Source organism: Maridesulfovibrio salinus (assembly GCF_055394525.1).
Window position 1 is genome coordinate 14,339 of record NZ_AP042461.1, and the last position, 18,889, is coordinate 33,227.

Sequence of the window (18,889 nt, forward strand, 5' to 3'; positions counted from 1 at the left end):
ATCATTACAAACCAATCTACACAGAAAAATACTTACTGTCGATGCCGTATACAGTTTAGTTTAAATCTTATGATACACTGTTTCCCATGTTGAGCAATATGCTGTACTATGTTTTCAAATTCGAAATACCCTTCATTCAAAAGGAGATTTGTATGCATATAGAGTCCACCCCGTTCACACTTCTTATCCTTGCAGCTTTCTCACCCGCCCTTGAGACGGGAAATCCACCTGTGATAAAGACAGATCCTTTCAACTTCGATCAGGCACTCAAACAGGTTAACCCCAATCTCAACATCCCGGTGGACCGGAGCCTTGTACCTGACGGGAACATTGCTGTTTCCATAGAACAATTGTCTGACTTCAGACCCAAAAATATCATAAAAAAGAACCCGTTCTTAAAAAGGATAACTGAGGCTCAAAAATTCATAAGAACAGACAGTTCTCCCGCATCCTTCAAAAGCTCATTCCCGGAACTTTTACAGCTTGTTACCTTTCCCGAAAAGGACTCCTCTGCAATAGAGGATAATTCAGCAGCACTTGACGACATCCTTTCACTTGTTGATGTCGGCGAGTCATCTTCATCGTCCCAATCAAGAAGCCTGAATAATCAGTTGGAACGCATTCAGGCGTCCCTGCTTGAAAGCATTTTCGCCGACCCCGACTTCAGAAGGCTTGAATCCGCGTGGCGAGGCTTGGAGCTTCTTTGCAGACAGATTCCGGCAGGAAGCGAATCAACAGTGGAACTTTGTCTGATTCCGGTTACCCGAAACAATCTATCCTCAGTAATTGACAGGGTTCAGGAAGAGTTTTCCGATTCTCCTCCGGACCTCATCCTGCTGGACAGCCCCATGAGCAATTCAGCCCGATCCATGGCAGAGCTGGAAAAAGTAATGAACCTCGCCGAAACCCTGCTCACTCCGGCTATCGTCCAGTTCAGCCCGGACTTCTTTGAAATATCGAACTGGGCTGAGAGCGATTCCCTGCCCTTTATCCCCTCCCTGCTGGAAGGAGCGGAATACGGACGCTGGAAAACGCTTCGCCAAGCATCTGCCGCGGGCTGGGTAATGACGTGCATCGGAAGCGTCATGGCAAGAACCATGCACACCCGCGAAGCTGGATATGAAACGACATCCCTTACGGAAAAAGGCCCTTTGTGGACTTCTTCCGTCTGGGCTGCAGCCGCTCTCTGCGCCCGCAGTCTTGCCCGGTATGACCGTCCCACTCTTTTTGCCAATCATTCAATGGTGCGGCTTGAAGGACTGCCCCTGGCAGAAGGGGCCATACCTGCGCCACTCACTCCTCCACTGGGGACAGAGCGGATTAAAAGTTTGAGACAGGCCGGGATTACCGCCCCGGCTTTCAACGGGGATCAGGTATTCATTCTGTCCGCCACTTCCATGGACGGCGGGCCTTTTAATCTGCGTTTATACCTGTCCCGCCTGATTCATTTTCTGATCATGCTTTCAACCGAGAAAAGGGAAGAGTTCGCTGATCTGGAAAATGGCCTGACTCAGGCTGTCGGGCTTTTTCTCCAGAAGCAGGGCTATCCGGAGCCTGCCGACCTGACGATCAAGGCCGCTAATATTTCAGAAGGAGTATTTCCCTTGGAAATATCACTTACTCCGGGCTCTGAAATCCTTCCCGGAAACACCCCCATAACATTTGCATTCAATTGGTAGGGGGGCAGCTCCATTCAGAGGCCTGATAAACCAGCTCGATCCTTGCGAGGGGCGAAATTGAGGACAATTTCGCCCCTCTATAAAAAAGACTCACACCTTTCGATAAAGTTTTTCTGCTATATTAACTCAGCTGAAGAGAAAATGACTCCACATCATCCCCTTCGGGAAATGCACCGAAAACAAGTGCTTCTGGCGTACCAGTCACCTTGACGAAATAAGAGTCATTCTCTGTCAGCTCATTCTTAACAGCCCAGCCGATGTATTCCTTGCCGCCAAGCTCCATTTTTAAGCCCTTCATGGGATAGTTGAGCACACATTTATCCGGTAGCTGCCCGGCAGGTCCGACCCCGTGGGCCTCTATATTTCCGTTGCATACTCCCAGCAAAGCCCCGTCCCATTTGTGTCCGGGGGCGGGGCCTACTTCCATCCAGAGCCCCAGACTCGGAAGGGGGTAGAGATCGAAACGGTATTCCATTTCAACCTTCTTGATCGGCATATTGGCTTTGGCCGCCAGCTTAACACCCAACTTGGACTCTTCAACAACTTCAGCGCCACGCAGTGTTGTCGGCAGCGTTGAAGGATCAAGCTCCCCGTCATCGCAGATGCAGATCACCGGAAATCCCGCACCGCGCCGGGCCTGAACAGCAGCGGCAAGAAGCCCCATTCCAAAACGGATATCAGGATTCTCAAAGCTTGCTTTCTCACCTTTGATAAGCCAAACACCAACTTCAGGCTTCTCCATCTCTGCGATGGGCCCGGCCCATTCCATCTTCTCCAGATTGTCAGACCAGAAATGACCGTTCACTCCGAGCCCGTAACGGGTAACGGCCTGAAACAGACCCTTTCCCTTCGCCTCGTCCTTTTCAAGAATGGATATAAAAACACTTTTTGCCATATCTTATGCCTCCGGCGGCCCTACAGAAATTTAACCCCTTTATGAAAAGGGCTTAATAATTCTGAAAAAATCATAAAGCCTAACCAATTCGTAATTTTATTTTCCTTTAACCGAGCGTAAGAACCGTGCACTGACTGGGACAGATGCAGACTCCGGGAGCATTTGGAAGAACAGCCAGACAATTCTGCCCGGTAACACTGGTCAGCCTCTGAACAGGCAAGCCGTCAGCCATTATTGTTATGCAGCCGACAAGATACTCGGTCTGACCAGACTCCAGATGTGAAACCACTCCGAGTTCCACTCCGGGTTCATCTCCTTCACTGACCAGTCCCAATGAGACCTGATTGAGTGTCGGCATGCAGTCACACAGCACATTATATGCTGCCGGAGCTGAAGTGGCTGATTCCGCGATATTCGGATAAGGGATCGGAACCGGGACCGGGCCGACAGGCGTAAGGCAGACATCCGGAAAACCCATGTCCATTCCCGCTCCCATTGTAAGTGCAAACATACTTCTCTCCTTGCTAACCCATATGGATCATTTCACCGTCTATTTTGACATGTTCTTCGGAAATTATCATTGCGTTTTTACTCTGTATGGTCAGGGTTTCGTCCACCAACTGCCTGCGGGACTCAGCCTGACAATCTTCATGCTCCCGGGTGAACCTGAAATAGTTGACCACCCGGCGGGTAAACTCACGGCTTATATCATCCACGGTTCCGGCAACTCTTTTGACCCGCTCCACATTGCTTGTAAAAAGACGTGAGGTGAGTGAAACAGTCCCCGCCGAGATTTCCACATCCCCGGAATGCAAAGCCGCTTTTCCGCTTATACAATTCAGATCCTCGTCAGAAGCTACAGTCAGACTTCCGCCCTTAACCCTGAGTGTGGTGTCTCCCTCGACTTCAAGCGCCGTAGGAGTCTCTGAAGCTCTGGTCAGCACGGACAGAATCCAGACAGCCCCCTGAGCATCCACGGAAAGTAGAACTGAATCTCCTGTTTCAGGAGTGACCAGACAACTGACTGCCTTCCGGGCCTCCAGTTCGCCCAGTGATGTTGAAACACAAACAGTCTTATTGACTGACACGACCTGTCCGTACTCCAGCTGGGGGACAGCCGTTTCATTTTTTCTTGCAAGATTATCCATAAATTACTCCAACTTTGAAGAACATAAAATTCAAATACATTTACATCAGATCAGACTTCACAAAACGCAGACTCAGAAGCTTCAGCACAATTAAGAGAACCTGTTCTCCAATATTATCTGCCTCCGTAGAAAATTCTGACACACCGGAACCACGATTTATCCTTTTATCCGTGCGTCCAGTTCTCAGCTTCCTCCATATCCTTGTCAGTTCCCTGCAGCATTATCAGGGAAGCTCCATCCCAGCGGGTATCCTTTTCAATTATGCGGTGGAGTTTGGCCCGGTACATTGAAGCTCTGCTGAAATCAGCATGGGTCAGATCGGCGAGGGAAAAGTCTGAATGCTGCAGACTGGCCCCTGTAAACTTTGTGGCGTGGCAAATAGCCTTGCTGAAAATAGCGTGCACCATTGTAGCACCGGAAAAATCAGCTATAGTGGCATCCACTTCTCCCATGTATGCCTTGGTCAGATCCGAACGACTGAAATCAGCCTCACGGAGCACAGCACCGCTGAGCATGCAACTGCGCAAAACAGCCCCGGAAAGGTTAGCACCTGTCAGGTCCGCCCCCATAAAATTGGACATAGTAAGGTCGGCTCCTGAAAGATCGGCTCCGCGCAGGTTGGCACTGTCCAGAAGGACCTGCGAAAAAAGCTGCCCGGAGATATCCTGATTTTCCAGATCCGCCCCGCGCATCATTATCTTGAAATACGTTCCACCCTTGAACTTGGTGCCTTTAAAGGACGAGCCATTGAACACTACTCGATCCAGACTGGCGCCTAACAGGTCAACTTTATCCAGCTTTGAGTGGGACATGACGGTCTTTACGATCTTCATGGAACGCATGTTCGCTCGCTCGAAGCTGGAATGCTGGGCCATTGACCAGGTAAGTTCGGCACCGGACAGATCCGCACCTGAGAAATCAGTTTTCTGGAGCATGGCCATATGAATTTTAGCCCCTTTGAAGGAAGCACCGGAAAAATTCATTCCCTGCAGATTGACTTTGGTCAGATCTGTTCCTTCAAAACTTGCCTCATTGAACTCGCAATCCTTAAACCCTGTCTTGAGGATATTGGCGCCGGAAAGGTCCGTACCATGCAGTTTAACCTTATGAAAGCGGCCCCCGGTAAGATCGGCTCCCGCAAGATCCGCACCGGAAAGATCAACACCTTTCAAAGTCTGGTTGTCAGCAATTGCCGCCAAGATCTGTTCACGATTCAATGTGCTCATTATTCATCATCCAGCAATTCGAGTTTTCCATGCAACTGACTGCGCTTGAGATTGGCAGCTTCAAAACGGGTTTCACCCAGAACCGATTTATAAAAATCCACCGCAAAAAGATTGGAACCGCGCAGGTCCGTATTAACCAACCGGGCCTTGCGCAGACCACCCATATGTATGTTTGCCGCTCGCATGGAAGCTTCCTCAAGATTACTTTTGGTGAAGCGCGCCCCTTTAGCCGAAACTCCATTGAGGTTGGCCCTGACCATCTGCGAATTATCAATCATTCCGCTTTCCAGATCAGCCCCCCGGAAATCAGATCCGGTGAAATCCGACTCGCGCAGAGCAGAGCTCCGCATTCTAGCATTGCTGAAATCGGAATCAGTGAAAACGGAATTTCTCCCGGTACGCAGCTTATCCAGATTTGCGCCTGAAAAATCACTTTTGCGGGCCTCAACATCATTGAAAAGCGACTCGTTAACAGAGGCTTCCCGGAAGTTCACACCGTTCATGGAAGAGGATTTGAACATACTTTTTCTCACAGAGGATCTGCTGAAATCAGCCTGATCAGCTTTTCCACTGATTATGCACATTTTTATGCTTGCACCGCTGAGATCAGCTTCTGAAAAATCGGTTTTCTCGAGAATCGCCATATCAAAATTTGCATCCCGAAGTAATGCTTTACCGAACTTACTGTTTTTAAAAGCGGCGTGACGGGCATTGGCACCACTCAGGTCACTCTCTTCGAAGTTGGCCCTGCCGAACATTCCCCGCTCAAAATCAGCACCCGTAAGGGAAGCTCCGCTGAAATCAGCTTCATTGCCCATTGCCTGAACAAATTTTGCGTTATCGAGCTTTGTCCCTTTGAAGGATGTACGTTTGAGTTGGCATCCGCTGAGGTCGATACCGGAAAGATCAACACCGGAAAGATCGACACCGCTGAGAATCGCTCCGGCAACAGACTTGCCCTGATCATACATCCGCAGGACTTCTTCACGGGTAAGCGGCCTGATTTTATCCGCATCAAGTCCGTGCTCTTTCAGCTTTGCTACCGCACCTTCAGGAGGAACTCTTTCTTTCAGCTTCTTCAGTCCCTTATCAAGCTCCAGTTTTTTAACCTTGAACTCTTCGAGCATCTTGGCTTTCTTGGCATCCCCTTCCACGCCCATCCGTTCAGCCCTTTCTGCTTCCGTCTCCATCTTTTGCGCCAGTTCCGGGGTAAGCAGATCTTTGGCTTTCAACTGCTCAGCATGGGAACGTATTTTGGAAGCAAACGTCTGCCCGATCTCAGTGAAGGACTGCTTGGCTGCTCCACTTGGCTCCATGCTTATTTTTTCAGGATCAAGGCCATACTTCGCGTACTTGGCGGCCTTTTCCTTCATTTCGGCAAGCATTGTTTCCTTTTGAGCCTGAAGAGGGGCAAACTTGGCTTCCATAGCCTTTTTGACTTCATCATTAATGCCTTTGGCTATTGCTTTCACATCAGGGAATTCGGGCTTGAAGCCCTTAAGGAAATCTTCGCCCGGCGGCTTGCCCGGCTCCGGCATGCTCATATCAACTTTGTGTCCTGATGCGTATGTCTCAGGCAAATGATCCAGAACCCACTGGCGAATGTCACTCCCCTTCCTGCGGGCATCAAATAAAGTTCTGCCATGCTCCAGTTCCAGAGGTTCAGCTCCCTTTTGAGCTTTGATCCACTCCTGCCACTCTTCTTTCAGGCCGCTGTCATGCTTCCATTTTTCAGGACGGACAACCAGAAAAGCCTGAGCATTTTTGAGTGCCTCAGCTGCTTCCTTTCCGGGCTTTACTTCCGGACTCGCAAGGGAAATCACCGAACAGCAATCGCCCACTTCCTGTTCAAGAAACAGAGCCTGTAATTCATCGGAAACGCAGATTACCGGGGCTCCCCCAGCGGCAGGCATTGAAGGCAGATCGATAAGAGTCGAACTGGGCAGGAAAAGCGGTGATTCGTCAGAACCCTTGACCAAAACCTCACGCCCTTCTGCGAAACCACCCGGGTTCATCTTGATATGATTCAGGACCGGGCCATCAAATCGGGGCAGGACCAACCCTGCGGGGATATCAAATTTTTCATTACCCTCAAGTCCCCAATCCGCAGGATTTTCACTTAAAGATTCACTGCTGATTCCAACCCAGTTACGCTTCAAAGTTCCGGGGCTGATTCCCAGATCCTTCAGCTTATTCATTGAACCGGAGTCATTCTCAAGCGCCTTGCGGGACTTGACCACAAAAGGAAAACCCCGGTCATGCCAAGGGTTGACCTTATTATGGAAAGGAAAATCTTCCGGGATAGCCTTATCAGGATCAACGCCTGCTTTTTCGAGAAACTCCGGTTTAACACTTTTAAGCCGGGATGACGTATCCTTGACCGCAGCCTTCTGTGTTGCTTCAAGCTTTTTTTTCGTTGCCGAAAGCTTGCCGGTCACTTCTTCCATTTTTTTACCCATGGCAGCCAGTTTGCCACGGAACTTATCAAAAACACCGAGATTGATTTCCACAAGATGCCCATGCTCGGCATGGGCTTTTCGGGCCATACCTTCCAGACGGTCCAGAAGCGCGTTATGCTCGGCAATCATGGATTCTGTTTTGGCCATCATTTCTTCCGGTTCAACCATGGGCATACAGGGTCGGTTTCCAAGAGCCTTCTGACGAATGTCATCTGCAAATTTGGGTATGTTTTTGACCTGCAGCATGGACTTTTGTGCCTTTTTCATGGCCTCTTCCGCCTTGGACATGTCCATATCCACTCCACGGTCCAGCAGCCTGATCTGGATATCCCGGTAATATTCAAGAGACTTGGGTTCTTCCGAAGGATCTTCATGGCGGATAAGAACCCGCTGGACATCCGCCCCTTCATCGTCCATCACTTCCGCTGTGCCGCGGTAGATAAGCAGCCCCCGCATTATGGACGGGAAAAACCAAACGGTTTCTAGCCTTGTAGTTACCTCGCGAAACTCTTCGTCTTCGGAGATCTGATGTGACGGCAGGGGGCCTACGGGAAATCCGTGGGGTTTGAACTTTGGGTTCATGGTCAGAAAGCAGCGCATCCTTAACCTGGGTAGAGCACTTTCAATAAGAAGAATATCCGGGTTCATATTTTTAATTGAAACCGTCTCACCGCCCTTGAAAAAGTCATCCATGTACTGATCTTCGCAGGCCATGTTGAAAAATTCGTAATTCATGTCATCAGGATAAAAAGGCCAGCGTTCATCCTTCCATTTTTTATCATAAGTCCCGTTTTTGGATGCCCGCTGAGGCCACATCATATCCAAAGGTCCAAAACCGGCAGGGTCAGGCTTCTGCCCCGGTGAGCCTATCTGCTGCTCAGGAATCTCTATATTAGGCAGTGGAACGCCTTCCGAACCATCGGGAAGAGGTACTTTGGCAATACCCTTGCCCAGAGGATTTTTCTCATAATCTGCCCCTCCGAAAGCATTGGGCCAGACCACAGGCATCTCCACAAAAGGCTCGGCTTTGGTAATGACACCGTTTTTCCAGTACCTGTCCCCGAAAATATTTAAGCTCTTGCGGCGCTCTCCCACCTGCACGCTCACTTCCGAAGCCGGACGGCTCTGCCCTCTGGGGGCAAAACATGAACCTGTGACCAGAAATTCTCCACGGGGCTTGGGAACCCCCTGATCAATTACAGGTTTGGCTCCCAGTTGACCGGGAACGGATTTCCAGAGCTCCTGCTCTGTAAGCAGATTGTCAGGATCGTTAAGATCATAGAAAACCATAATCCCAACGCTGAGATAGTATTTATCCCGAATGCCCAGCGGGCGGGGGAAAAATGAATGCTGTTTTTCCTTAAATATCTTCATGTACCCAGCCTTAGAGATTGTTGATGAGTCCGGCTATGTTGTTCATCTCACCGGAAATTTCACTTGTCTCGGCAGTAACGTTTGAACTGGTCCCGATAAGTTTGGTGGAATCCCCGATGCTTTTCGCCATTACCCCGACTATTTTATTATCCTCACCCGCCAGAGCGGTGACCTCCCCGCAAAGATGGGTCAGGTTACCGGCTACGGTATCCATTTCCCCCCAGACCTCATTAACCTGCCCTGCAAGCTTGCTGGCCTCGCCTGCCAGTTTTGAGGTTTCCCCCTTAAGGGAGTTATGGGAAGCTGCCAGATTGTTATGATCTCCACGCAGAGTGTTGAGCTCCGCTGTCATATCATTTTTTGATGCCTTGAGGTGCATGACCTCTCCGGCCATTGTGGCCTGCTCACCATGAATTTTGTTGAACTCTCCCTTTATCTCATTGGCCTCGCCATGAATGCAGGTATGCAGAGGGGCGAACTCCATTGATCCACCCATTTTGAGTCCGGTCTCAAGTCCGGCCACCATGTCTTCTTTTAGTATCAGGAAAACTTTTGTATCATTACCCGCGATAACTTCCTCGGAGCTACCGCCAATGAATTTGAATTCATTTCCGAGAATTGTTTCCGCCGATGATCCTCCAAAAACTTCAATATGAGCACTGGTGTTGAGCTTCCAGCCATCCTTGCCCCCCTCGTTTTCGCGCTCCCAGCCGCTTTTCTTTTCTTCGCCACCCTCTTCACCGCCTTCTTCACCCTCGGGAGGCGGATCATTAGGAGCCCCCATCCTTATCCATGTGTTGGACTTGGGTGAATGCATGAGAATTCTTTCGCTCCCCTCCTGATCTTCCATGTGGATACGGTTCTGTCCCCCGGTAGTAATCATGCATTTGGTCTGGTTGCTGTCATTTACCAGACTGGGATTCTCGGGGTTGGGGGCAGCGGCCTGAATAATCGGACGGTCAGGATCGCCATCGATACAGGTGATCAGTACCTCGGTCCCTTTGTGAAGCGGGAAATGCATACCGTGATTCGCTCCGCCGTAAGGCTGGGCCATTCTCAGCCAAGTAGTGGCCTTGCCATCGTTTCGCCCGGACTCATCAAACGGTAGGATAACCTTGTAACGTCCGTGGCTGTCCAGTTCGGCATATTTTCCACTTCCTGAAGCATCGACCTTGGCGTTCATGGTTCCTGCAAATTTGGGTTTTTCAGTCTTTCTTTCAGCCCTGAACTGCGTATTTGCCGGGATGCAGGTAAAAGTATTTCGATAGTAGAGCCTGTCTTCATTTTCCGTAAAGTGCAGATCAAGACCGGAAACAAGATAAGCTTCCTGACTGCCTTCATGGACAACCTCGGTAGTAAGATACCGCTGGTTGAAGTCCTGCCGGTAGTGATCCTTCATTTCGAAAATGTATCCACTGCGGATGTAAGGAACCGTAGAAACCCCGTGAAAGACCTTCTCCCTGCAAAGAAACTCCTGAGCCCTGACCTGAGCAAGCTTCTGTCCTTCACCGGGGGTGCTGAAATGTTCCCCGTAGATGTAGATATCACCCAGACCGTGTTCGGAAACAATAGCCTCGGCTTTCATTTCAAGGCTCGGTTTGCGGTAGTTGTAATCCTTGAGCAGGACTTTTTTGGGAACCGGCTGCTGTTTCAACAAAAAGTTTTTTATGATCTCATCCCTATGGGTATGATCCAGATTGCTGGGCGGAGAATAACTGAGAGATGTCCCCTGCTTCATGGGAGAATGGGCGATATGAGTATCAGTGATGACCATTTTATCGCCCTCATCAGTCTGCTCAAAATAATAATACATACCGTCCCGCTCCATCCAGCGGGAAACAAAATTGAAGTAGGATTCGTCATACTGACAGACATATTCCTTTACCGGATAGGAGCCTTCAAGCTTGAAATCAAAATTCAACCCCTGTTGCAATCCTCCTTTTTTCAAAGCCTGCCCTATGGTCTGAGAGGCATCCTTGTTCAGGAATATTTCATTGTAATGAGTGAGGGTTGTACGCCAGAGGTGCGGTACAAGCTCAGCCCGGTAGAAAATAATTTTACCGGCCTGATGCATCTGTTCAAAAGAACTTAGAACACCCTTGAAAGGAATATCACCATCATCCCGCTTGATAGTGAGCACTGCCGACTTCTGAAGGATTGTATCGATATCAAGGTCCGCTTTTTCAGAAATCAGCAGGACATTAAATCTGTAGATGGAGGACAAGGCTTCCGAACCCTTGAAGTTAACCACGTGAAAGGTGCTTTTATCCACCGCCTGTGATTCAAAGGTGAATTTTGGTTCTGTATTTTCTGCCACTGTTGTAACCTCCTGCCCTAAAAACTGTAAAAGTTTCAAACCTTAATCTAATAATTAGATATTAGACTCTGTCGGTTTATTCCCGGCAACATACTGTCTTTTATGGAAAGGCTAAATATTATTAATCAAACCGGCGATGTTGTTCATTTCAGTAGCAATATCATTTGTTTCACCAGCAACAGTGGTACTCTCACCAAGAGCTCTGACTGTTTCTCCAATCGTTGCAGTTTCTTGACCGACAGCTGTTTGAATCCCTCCGGCAAGCTGGGTTACTTCACCACAAAGATTTGTAACTTCACCACTGACTGAATCAACCAGATCATTTAGCTGACTGACTGTTCCAGCCAGTTGGCTCGACTGCCCCACAAGTTTTGATGTTTCACCAATCAGTCTGGCATGAGAGCCAACAAGAGCATTATGTTCTCCGCGCAAGTCATTCAGATTTGTAGTCAGCTCATTTTTTTCTGCACACATTAAAGATGCAGTCATCCACAAAGATTCAAGCGAACCTCTTAAATGAGACACATCTCCTTCAATATCGACCTTTTCTATACGCATTTTTTCATGAGAAAGCGCATATTCCAAGGACTTACCAAGATTAAGAGCTATACTTGCGACCGCATTAAGTTCTTCCTTAATGGCTGCTGTCACCTCAGTGACGTTACCTATCATGATCTCTTCCTTGGATCCGGTGGTCAGTGAAAATTCCTGTCCCTGCAGCCAGGTACCGAGATTCTTCCCTCCGATTTTGATATCCTTTTCAGTATGCAGCCAGACACCGTCTTCTCCACCATCACTACTGTTGGACTCTGTTTTGGATGAGCCAAGACGCAGATTGGTGTTACCGTTGGGGGTCTTAAAATGCATCCCCTCGTCCCCCTGTTTATCCTGCATGTGAAAGACATTCTGCCCTCCGGTGGCGATTATGCATTTAGTCTGATTTGTATCATTAACCAGACTTGGATTTTCCGGGTTGGGGGCGGCGGCCTGAATAATTGGGCGGTCCGGATCTCCATCTATACAGGTGACAAGAACTTCGGTTCCCTTGTGCAACGGGAAATGCATGCCGTGGTTCGACCCTCCGTAAGGCTGAGCCATGCGAAGCCAGGTAGTAGCTTTGCCGTTGTCCCGTCCGGACTCGTCAAAGGGCATGATGACCTTGTAACGCCCGTGACTGTCCAACTCGGCATACTGGCCGCTCCCGGATGCATCGATCTTGGCATTCATTGTGCCGGTGAACTTGGGCTTTATCGCCTTCCGCTCTGCCCGGAACTGGATCTGGGCGGGGATGCATGAAAATGAGTTGCGGTAGTAAAGACGATCGGAATCGCTGGCCAGATTCAATCCCAGACCGGAGACAAGATATGCCTCCTGACTCCCTTCATGGGAGATGTCAGTGGTCAGATAACGCTGGTTGAAATCCTGCCTGTAGTGATCCCTCAATTCAAAGATATACCCGGTCCGAACATAAGGTACTGTGGAAACTCCCTGAAAAACCCTTTCACGGCAGAGAAATTCCTGTGCCCTTATCCGGGCCAACTCATTGCCTTCTTCGGGGGTTTTGAAATGTTCCCCGTAAACATAAATTTCACCCATACCATCGGCAGAGACTTCCGCTTCAGCCTTCATCTCCAGACTTGGTTTACGGTAATTGTAATCCTTGAGCAGAACCTTTTTAGGCATGGGCTGCTGCTTGAGCATGAAATTACGGACAATCTCCTCTCTTTTGGTATGATCCAGATTGCTGGGCGGGGCATACGTAAGGACAGTTCCTTCCTCCATGGGAGAGTGAGCGATGTGTGTATCCGTTATGACCATCTTTTCGCCCTGATCAGTCTGCTCAAAATAGTAATACATGCCGTCCCGTTCCATCCAGCGTGAAACAAAATTGAAATGGGATTCATCATACTGGCAGACATATTTACGGCTCGGGTAAGAATTCTGGAGCTTGAAATCAAAACTCAGCCCCTGCTTGAGCCCGGCCTTCTGCAGCACATCACCGATATAGCCCTGAGTATTTTCATGCAGAAAGATCTGGTTGCAGTGAGTCAGAGTGGCCCACCAGAGTCTGGGAACCAGCTCCGCGCGATAGAAACAAACCTTCCCGGCCTGATGAAGCTGCTCGAAGGAGCTCAATATCCCTTGAAACGGGATATCACCTTCATCCCGCTTAATCCTGAATTCCGCTGTATTCTTGAGAACCGCTCCGATATCCACATCATTCCTGCTGGAAACCAGCATAATGCTGAACCTGTAAATTGACGACAGGCCCTCGGTTCCCCGAAAACGGACAACGCTGAAAGTATTTTTGTCTGCACCTTTGGATTCAAAAGTGAATTTAGGTTTTGATGTATCCGCCATGTAAGAAGCTCTCTTTACTCTCTATTCGTTGGAAAATTCCATGGTGAATGAACCTTCATCATCAACTCCCAGATGAACAGCCGAGGGCATCCCTCCCTCAGTCATATGGATAAGGATTTCCTTTGACATTCTGGGCAGGACATTACCGTTGATAATATACTCGATGTTACGCGCCCCGGTTTCAACTTCCGTACAGCGGGCGGCAATCTGGTCAATAACACCCTCGTCATAGGTCATCTTCATCTTATTGTTTGCAAGGAGCATTTTCTCCAGCTTGCCGAGCTTGAGACGGGTGATAAGCTTCATGGCCTCAGGATTGAGACTGAAATAGGGAACCACGTTCATGCGGGCCAGCAATGCCGGTTTGAAATGCTGGGACAGAATAGGCCGGACAGCCGAAAGGACCGCATCCAGAGGCATTTCGCCCTCTTCCGCTGTCATCTCCTGAATCACGTCTGTTCCGAGGTTTGAGGTCAGGATTATTATGGTATTTTTAAAGTTGATATCTTTACCCTCACCATCGGTCAGCACCCCTTTGTCAAAAACCTGATAAAAGGTATTCATCACATCAAGATGCGCCTTCTCAACCTCATCAAGCAGCACCACGCTATAGGGCTGACGGCGGACAGCCTCAGTCAGCATGCCGCCTTCACCGTACCCGACATAGCCGGGAGGCGACCCTATCAATCTGGAAACAGTATGCTTTTCCTGAAATTCACTCATATTGACCGTTACAACCGAACGCTCGTCACCAAAAAGCAGATCGGCAAGAGAAAGCCCGGTTTCGGTCTTACCCACGCCTGAAGGACCTACCAGCAGAAAAACGCCAATGGGCTGGTCAGGGTTCTTGATTCCGGCCTTCGAAGCTCGGATCACCTCGGCGATGGCGGCAAGCCCCTGATCCTGACCTTTAACCCGGGCCTTGAGACGATCATCAAGATCGGCCACGGTTCTGGCTTCATCACGGGCCATTTTACCCACCGGTATTCCGGTCCAGTCAGACACGACCCGTCCGACAAGATCAGGTGTGACCTCAATCTGGACCATCGGTTCATCACCCTGAAGCTCAGCCAAAGCAGCATCAGCCTTATCCAGTTCCTCTTTCAGTTTCGATACCTGTTCTTCATCCTCCCCGGCTTCCTGAATCTGCTGGCGCACATCCAGAACGGCATGGGCGGCATCTTTCTCCTTTAACCACTTTTCACTGATTTCAGCTGCTTCAGCGTTTTTGGCTTCAATCTGCTCCAGAAGCTCTTTATAGTGGTCTTCATCAACCGCAACGGCATTGGTCCGGTCGCGGTCAACTGCTGCTTTCTCTCGCTCAAGAGCCTGAACAGCTCTCTGGCAGTCTTCAAGTATCCCGGGTTTAGCCGAAAGGTTTACCTTTACCCGGGCACAGGTGGTATCCAGCAGGTCAATGGCCTTATCCGGCAGAAAACGCCCGGCTATGTAACGGTCGGAATACACGGCAGCAGCCACGTTGGCATCATCCCGTATAATTACATTGTGCGCCTTTTCGTAACTCTCCCTGAGTCCACGCAGGATAATCGTGGATGTCTCCACAGACGGCTCATCCAGTTTGACCAGCTGGAAACGACGGGCAAGAGCCGGATCTTTTTCGAAATATTTCTTGTATTCAGTCCATGTGGTCGCGGCGCAGGTTTTGAGTTCGCCACGGGCCAGAGCGGGCTTGAGCAGGTTGGCGGCATCCGCCCCGCCAGCGGAGCCTCCGGCCCCGACCAGAGTATGTGCTTCATCAATGAACAGGATTATCGGGGTTTCACTGGATTTTATCTCATCGATTACCCCCTTCAAACGGTTCTCAAACTCACCTTTCATTCCGGCCCCGGCTTCCAGCAAGCCCATGTCCAGACCAAGAAGGGTCACGTCATTCAGGATTTCGGGTACGTCTCCTTCAGTTATCCGCAGAGCCAGACCTTCGATGACTGCTGTTTTACCAACACCCGGTTCACCGACCAGAATCGGGTTATTCTTACGACGGCGCGCGAGTATATCCACCATCTGACGCATCTCCGGGTCCCGTCCGAAAACAGGGTCAATCCCCCCTTCACGGGCCTTGACTGTAAAATCAATGCAGAAACGGTCAATGAACCCGCCATCTTCTTTACCGGGAGCGGCTCCGGCTGCCCCGGGAGCTGCGGCAGGCATTTTGTGTTCCACCGAAGCCTTTGCAACAGTCCAGAACTCCTTGAGCAGGGTTTCACGGTTTATCGAAGAAAACAGGTCGGCATAGTTGCCTGAGGCATAAAGATTCGGCTTGGCCAGAAAAGCGAGAAGCGCAGCACCAGAACGGATACGGCTCTCACCAAGCTCCACCGAAGCTATCATCCAGGCATCCTCGAAGAGCTCGAGCAGCATGGGCGAAAAAGCAGGCTTGCCGGAATTACCGGTCTTGAAGTCCTGCAGCACGTCACTTAAGGTTGCCGTAACTCTTGAGGACTCTACCCCGTATTGTTTGAATATGAGTGGAAGATCACTGTTCACTTCCTCAAGGCATTTAATGAAAAAATGCTCTACAGACACTTCGTAGTTGCTTAGGGAAACACTTAATCCCGCGGCATTATGCAGGGCGTTGGTGCTGAAAGTATTCAACTTTGAAAGAAGATTCCTGATATCTACATTTATCATAACTCAGACCTCTCATGGACGTGTCCGCCCTTGTTGGGAAATGAAGCTTTTGCGTGCTCAAGGTGATCCCCGGCAAAAACCCATGTATCACAGCCCAGACTGGACCATTCATCACCGCCGAGCACTGCGGTATTGGCCTCACCGGGCATCATTTCCAGTACCAGATCATATTGAAAGGGCTCCACAAGATACCCCCGTACCAGATTGTCCAGTTTATCACCGTCGCCATCACCGGGCAGCAGCTGATGATAGCGCCCGGAATCAAGATTGCTCACGACTACTGCAAACTTGCTGTTGCGATCTTCCAGTTCCTCGCCAATCCAGGATCTTTCGCCCAGAACATTGGAACTATCACCAAGGTAAAAACGCTGGTCCACGGGCAGCTTGACCTTACGGAGTACACATTGCTCCACGTGGATATTTCTATGCTCCAGAGAATCCTTCAATAAGGTTTCCAGACCAAGTGCACTGCGGGGATACTGGGTCAGCAGACCTATATGCCGAAACTGTCTGCACTCGGACGGTATGTGCGAAAATGCCTTGTAATGGCCGTAGCCCAGAAGACAGCTCAGTCGTTCCAGCCATGCCTTGTCCTGCTCATCCACGGCCTTAATCATCAGCCGGGAACGGCTCCAGGCCCTGAAAAACTGCACGTAGGCATTGTTGTTCAGGATATCCAGAAAATCCCGGGTAACGGACTTATCATCCGATGCCTCTGAAAGAAGCTCTTCAGTATAGAAAACCGGCAGGGGAGAAGAAGCTCCGTAAAGTCCCAGAAAAGTTGCTTCCAGACGGTACAGGTCGCCGTCTTCACGCTCTTCCTCTTCTATGTTGGTAAGATCTGTGGCCGGAAAGCCGAGCGAAAGCTGCGGTCTCACACGGAGGTGGTCACGGTAAAACTCCTCAAGTTCCTTCCCGCTGCAGTTGCGCGAGTGCAATCGCAGCAGCCGGATAGCCTGAAAAAAAGAATACCCGGTCGGGTTCTCAAGCATGTCCCCGGTTACAGAAGAGGACGATTTCCGATCATCGCAGTCCAATTGTACAGCTCCTTGTTTAAGGTATCTTCAACTGTCAGCCTCGTGAAACAGTTGACCGAAGCATAGCCCGAGAAAAAGCGGTTCATTACCGAACCGAAAAGATACAGATCTCCGCTGTTGGCAAAACCGTCACTACTGAGAGACATTCTGATCTCACGCCCGCGCATAACCAGACCGCGGACCAGCCTGTCCCCTTCAGTCACCTCCATCCCGGAAATAGCCTCAACCCGCTTTGTGTTGGCAACCACAGAGCCACGGTCCCTTGTGTCGGTGAAGACGTAAAGCTTAACCATGGCCCGCAGGCTTTCCACATCGGCCATTGAAAGATAATTGAGATAAAGATGGGACAGCAGCCTCCAGAGCAGGTTCCTGCCAAGCGGTGGCTGAACCGGAGAAGTCGGCTGACGTATGTTTTCAAAAGACGCCAGCTCAGGAGAGGTTGCTGTGGGCTTGTTGATATCGCCATATCTTATTTTTTCCGGCAGGGTTCCGTTTGTACAGGTCAGAGCCATTGAAAGAGTCTCTGTGGAAGGCTCACTTCCCTGAGCCGGATAAGCCACGGAAACAAACAGGTCAGTCTTGTCACGCACAGCTGAGCGGCGGTGATGGACGGTATAGACAGGCAGTTCTCCGGCCTGAGGGTTAAACATATGGAATGGCTTGTACGGCTTTTCCTCAACAGTTCCCTGCACATAACCGACAACCGAATCAACAGAATAAACCTGATAATCCCCGCCGGTATCACCCGAAGGGCGAACCTGATATTCCGGACGTTTATGATCAAGGACCACCGGCTCGGCGTCCCGCTTGAACATGTTGATTGCCGGAGTGGCAAACAGGCAGATATCTTCCTTTGTAAACTTGTTGAATCCCTGCGGTATTTTTTCGAGCTCGATTGTAAACTTGAACCGTGATGATTTGCCGCGGTTCTTCCAGTTTTCAAGGCCGTTGATCTCAAAAAAAAGAAATTTTTCCGGCAGGATGAAATACTCCTGTAGAATCCTGTAACCGGGAAATGATTGGGAAGGATATGGCAGTAGAGCCTCATCCTCTTCAAAGCCTACAGCCTTCAGGTTGCGCTTGGAAAGTGTACCGATACTTCCTCCGTCGGCGCTGACCTGAATACTGCGAATATAATTGAACAGAAATTTGTAACGTATGGAGGCTCCCGAAGAATCACCTGTCAGATGAAAACGCAGGCTTGAAACATCCCATTCATCCAGAGGGATGCCTTTGAGTTCAAGTTCAATAGTGACAGTCCCCGATGAACCGGCCCCTTCGGCAAGATCAACATGCACGATTTCAAGCGGATGCAGCTCCACATCGTAGGTAGTGGAAAATGTGCACTGGGTCCCACTCACCGGAATTGAAGCAAGCTGTGCTCCGGCGGGAACATTTATAGTTTCCATCAGACTCGGTTTGGGAGTGAATTTGATAATTGTCGTGGAAGGTATCGGCCGCAGGTAATGCGGAAAAATCAGCTGGACAAGCCCGTGAACTATTTCCGGGAATTCATCATCAAGCTTCTGGTTAATCATGCCGGACATGAAGGCCGAGCCTTCAAGCAGCCGCTCCACGTCCGGGTCGGAACCGGGCCCGGTAAGCATGGGGGCCAGCGCCGGATGCGTCTTGGAAAATTCCACCGCCAGTTCCCGCAGGTGGCTCAGTTCCCTCTGGTAATACTTTTCGATCATGCGTTTCCTTCAGCGATTGTGAGGGACTCAAATTTAGAAACATTCTTTTG

11 protein-coding genes are annotated in these 18,889 nt (G+C 49.8%); 1 reads left to right on the plus strand and 10 read right to left on the minus strand.

All coding sequences use genetic code 11. The features are described from left to right. Positions 1-152: 152 nt before the first annotated feature. Entirely contained in the window at positions 153-1,679 is a 1,527-nt protein-coding gene (locus ACZ5PW_RS00065) for a type VI secretion system contractile sheath domain-containing protein (RefSeq protein ID WP_464556850.1), read from the plus strand. 121 nt (positions 1,680-1,800) lie between these two features. Here ACZ5PW_RS00065 and ACZ5PW_RS00070 read toward each other — a convergent pair whose 3' ends face one another. The 10 genes from ACZ5PW_RS00070 to tssF form a co-directional block, all read right to left on the minus strand. Continuing rightward, positions 1,801-2,574: a hypothetical protein gene (locus ACZ5PW_RS00070; protein ID WP_464556851.1), complete on the minus strand. Its 774-nt coding sequence runs from the start codon at positions 2,572-2,574 to the stop codon at positions 1,801-1,803. Positions 2,575-2,680: 106 nt separating this feature from the next. Next, on the minus strand, positions 2,681-3,085 hold the full coding sequence (locus ACZ5PW_RS00075; RefSeq protein WP_464556852.1) for a DUF4150 domain-containing protein: 405 nt from the start codon (positions 3,083-3,085) through the stop codon (positions 2,681-2,683). 13 nt (positions 3,086-3,098) lie between these two features. Continuing rightward, positions 3,099-3,722, minus strand: a complete 624-nt coding sequence (locus ACZ5PW_RS00080; protein WP_464556853.1) for a DUF3540 domain-containing protein — start codon at positions 3,720-3,722, stop codon at positions 3,099-3,101. Between the two features lie 164 nt (positions 3,723-3,886). Then, positions 3,887-4,948, minus strand: a complete 1,062-nt coding sequence (locus ACZ5PW_RS00085; protein ID WP_464556854.1) for a pentapeptide repeat-containing protein — start codon at positions 4,946-4,948, stop codon at positions 3,887-3,889. After that, positions 4,948-8,781, minus strand: a complete 3,834-nt coding sequence (locus ACZ5PW_RS00090) for a DUF2169 family type VI secretion system accessory protein (protein ID WP_464556855.1) — start codon at positions 8,779-8,781, stop codon at positions 4,948-4,950. Before ACZ5PW_RS00090 ends, ACZ5PW_RS00085 begins: the two co-directional genes overlap by 1 nt. A gap of 10 nt (positions 8,782-8,791) precedes the next feature. Beyond that, positions 8,792-11,098: a type VI secretion system Vgr family protein gene (locus ACZ5PW_RS00095; protein WP_464556856.1), complete on the minus strand. Its 2,307-nt coding sequence runs from the start codon at positions 11,096-11,098 to the stop codon at positions 8,792-8,794. Between the two features lie 111 nt (positions 11,099-11,209). Then, on the minus strand, positions 11,210-13,459 hold the full coding sequence (locus tag ACZ5PW_RS00100; RefSeq protein ID WP_464556857.1) for a type VI secretion system Vgr family protein: 2,250 nt from the start codon (positions 13,457-13,459) through the stop codon (positions 11,210-11,212). A 21-nt stretch (positions 13,460-13,480) separates the two neighbouring features. Then, positions 13,481-16,108, minus strand: coding sequence for a type VI secretion system ATPase TssH (gene tssH, locus ACZ5PW_RS00105; RefSeq protein ID WP_464556859.1), 2,628 nt, complete (start codon positions 16,106-16,108; stop codon positions 13,481-13,483). Then, positions 16,105-17,145 carry a type VI secretion system baseplate subunit TssG gene (tssG, locus tag ACZ5PW_RS00110; protein ID WP_464556861.1) on the minus strand — a complete coding sequence of 347 codons (1,041 nt, stop codon included), beginning with the start codon at positions 17,143-17,145 and terminating at the stop codon, positions 16,105-16,107. Before tssG ends, tssH begins: the two co-directional genes overlap by 4 nt. Beyond that, positions 17,109-18,839: a type VI secretion system baseplate subunit TssF gene (gene tssF, locus ACZ5PW_RS00115; RefSeq protein WP_464556863.1), complete on the minus strand. Its 1,731-nt coding sequence runs from the start codon at positions 18,837-18,839 to the stop codon at positions 17,109-17,111. Before tssF ends, tssG begins: the two co-directional genes overlap by 37 nt. Positions 18,840-18,889 lie beyond the last annotated feature (50 nt).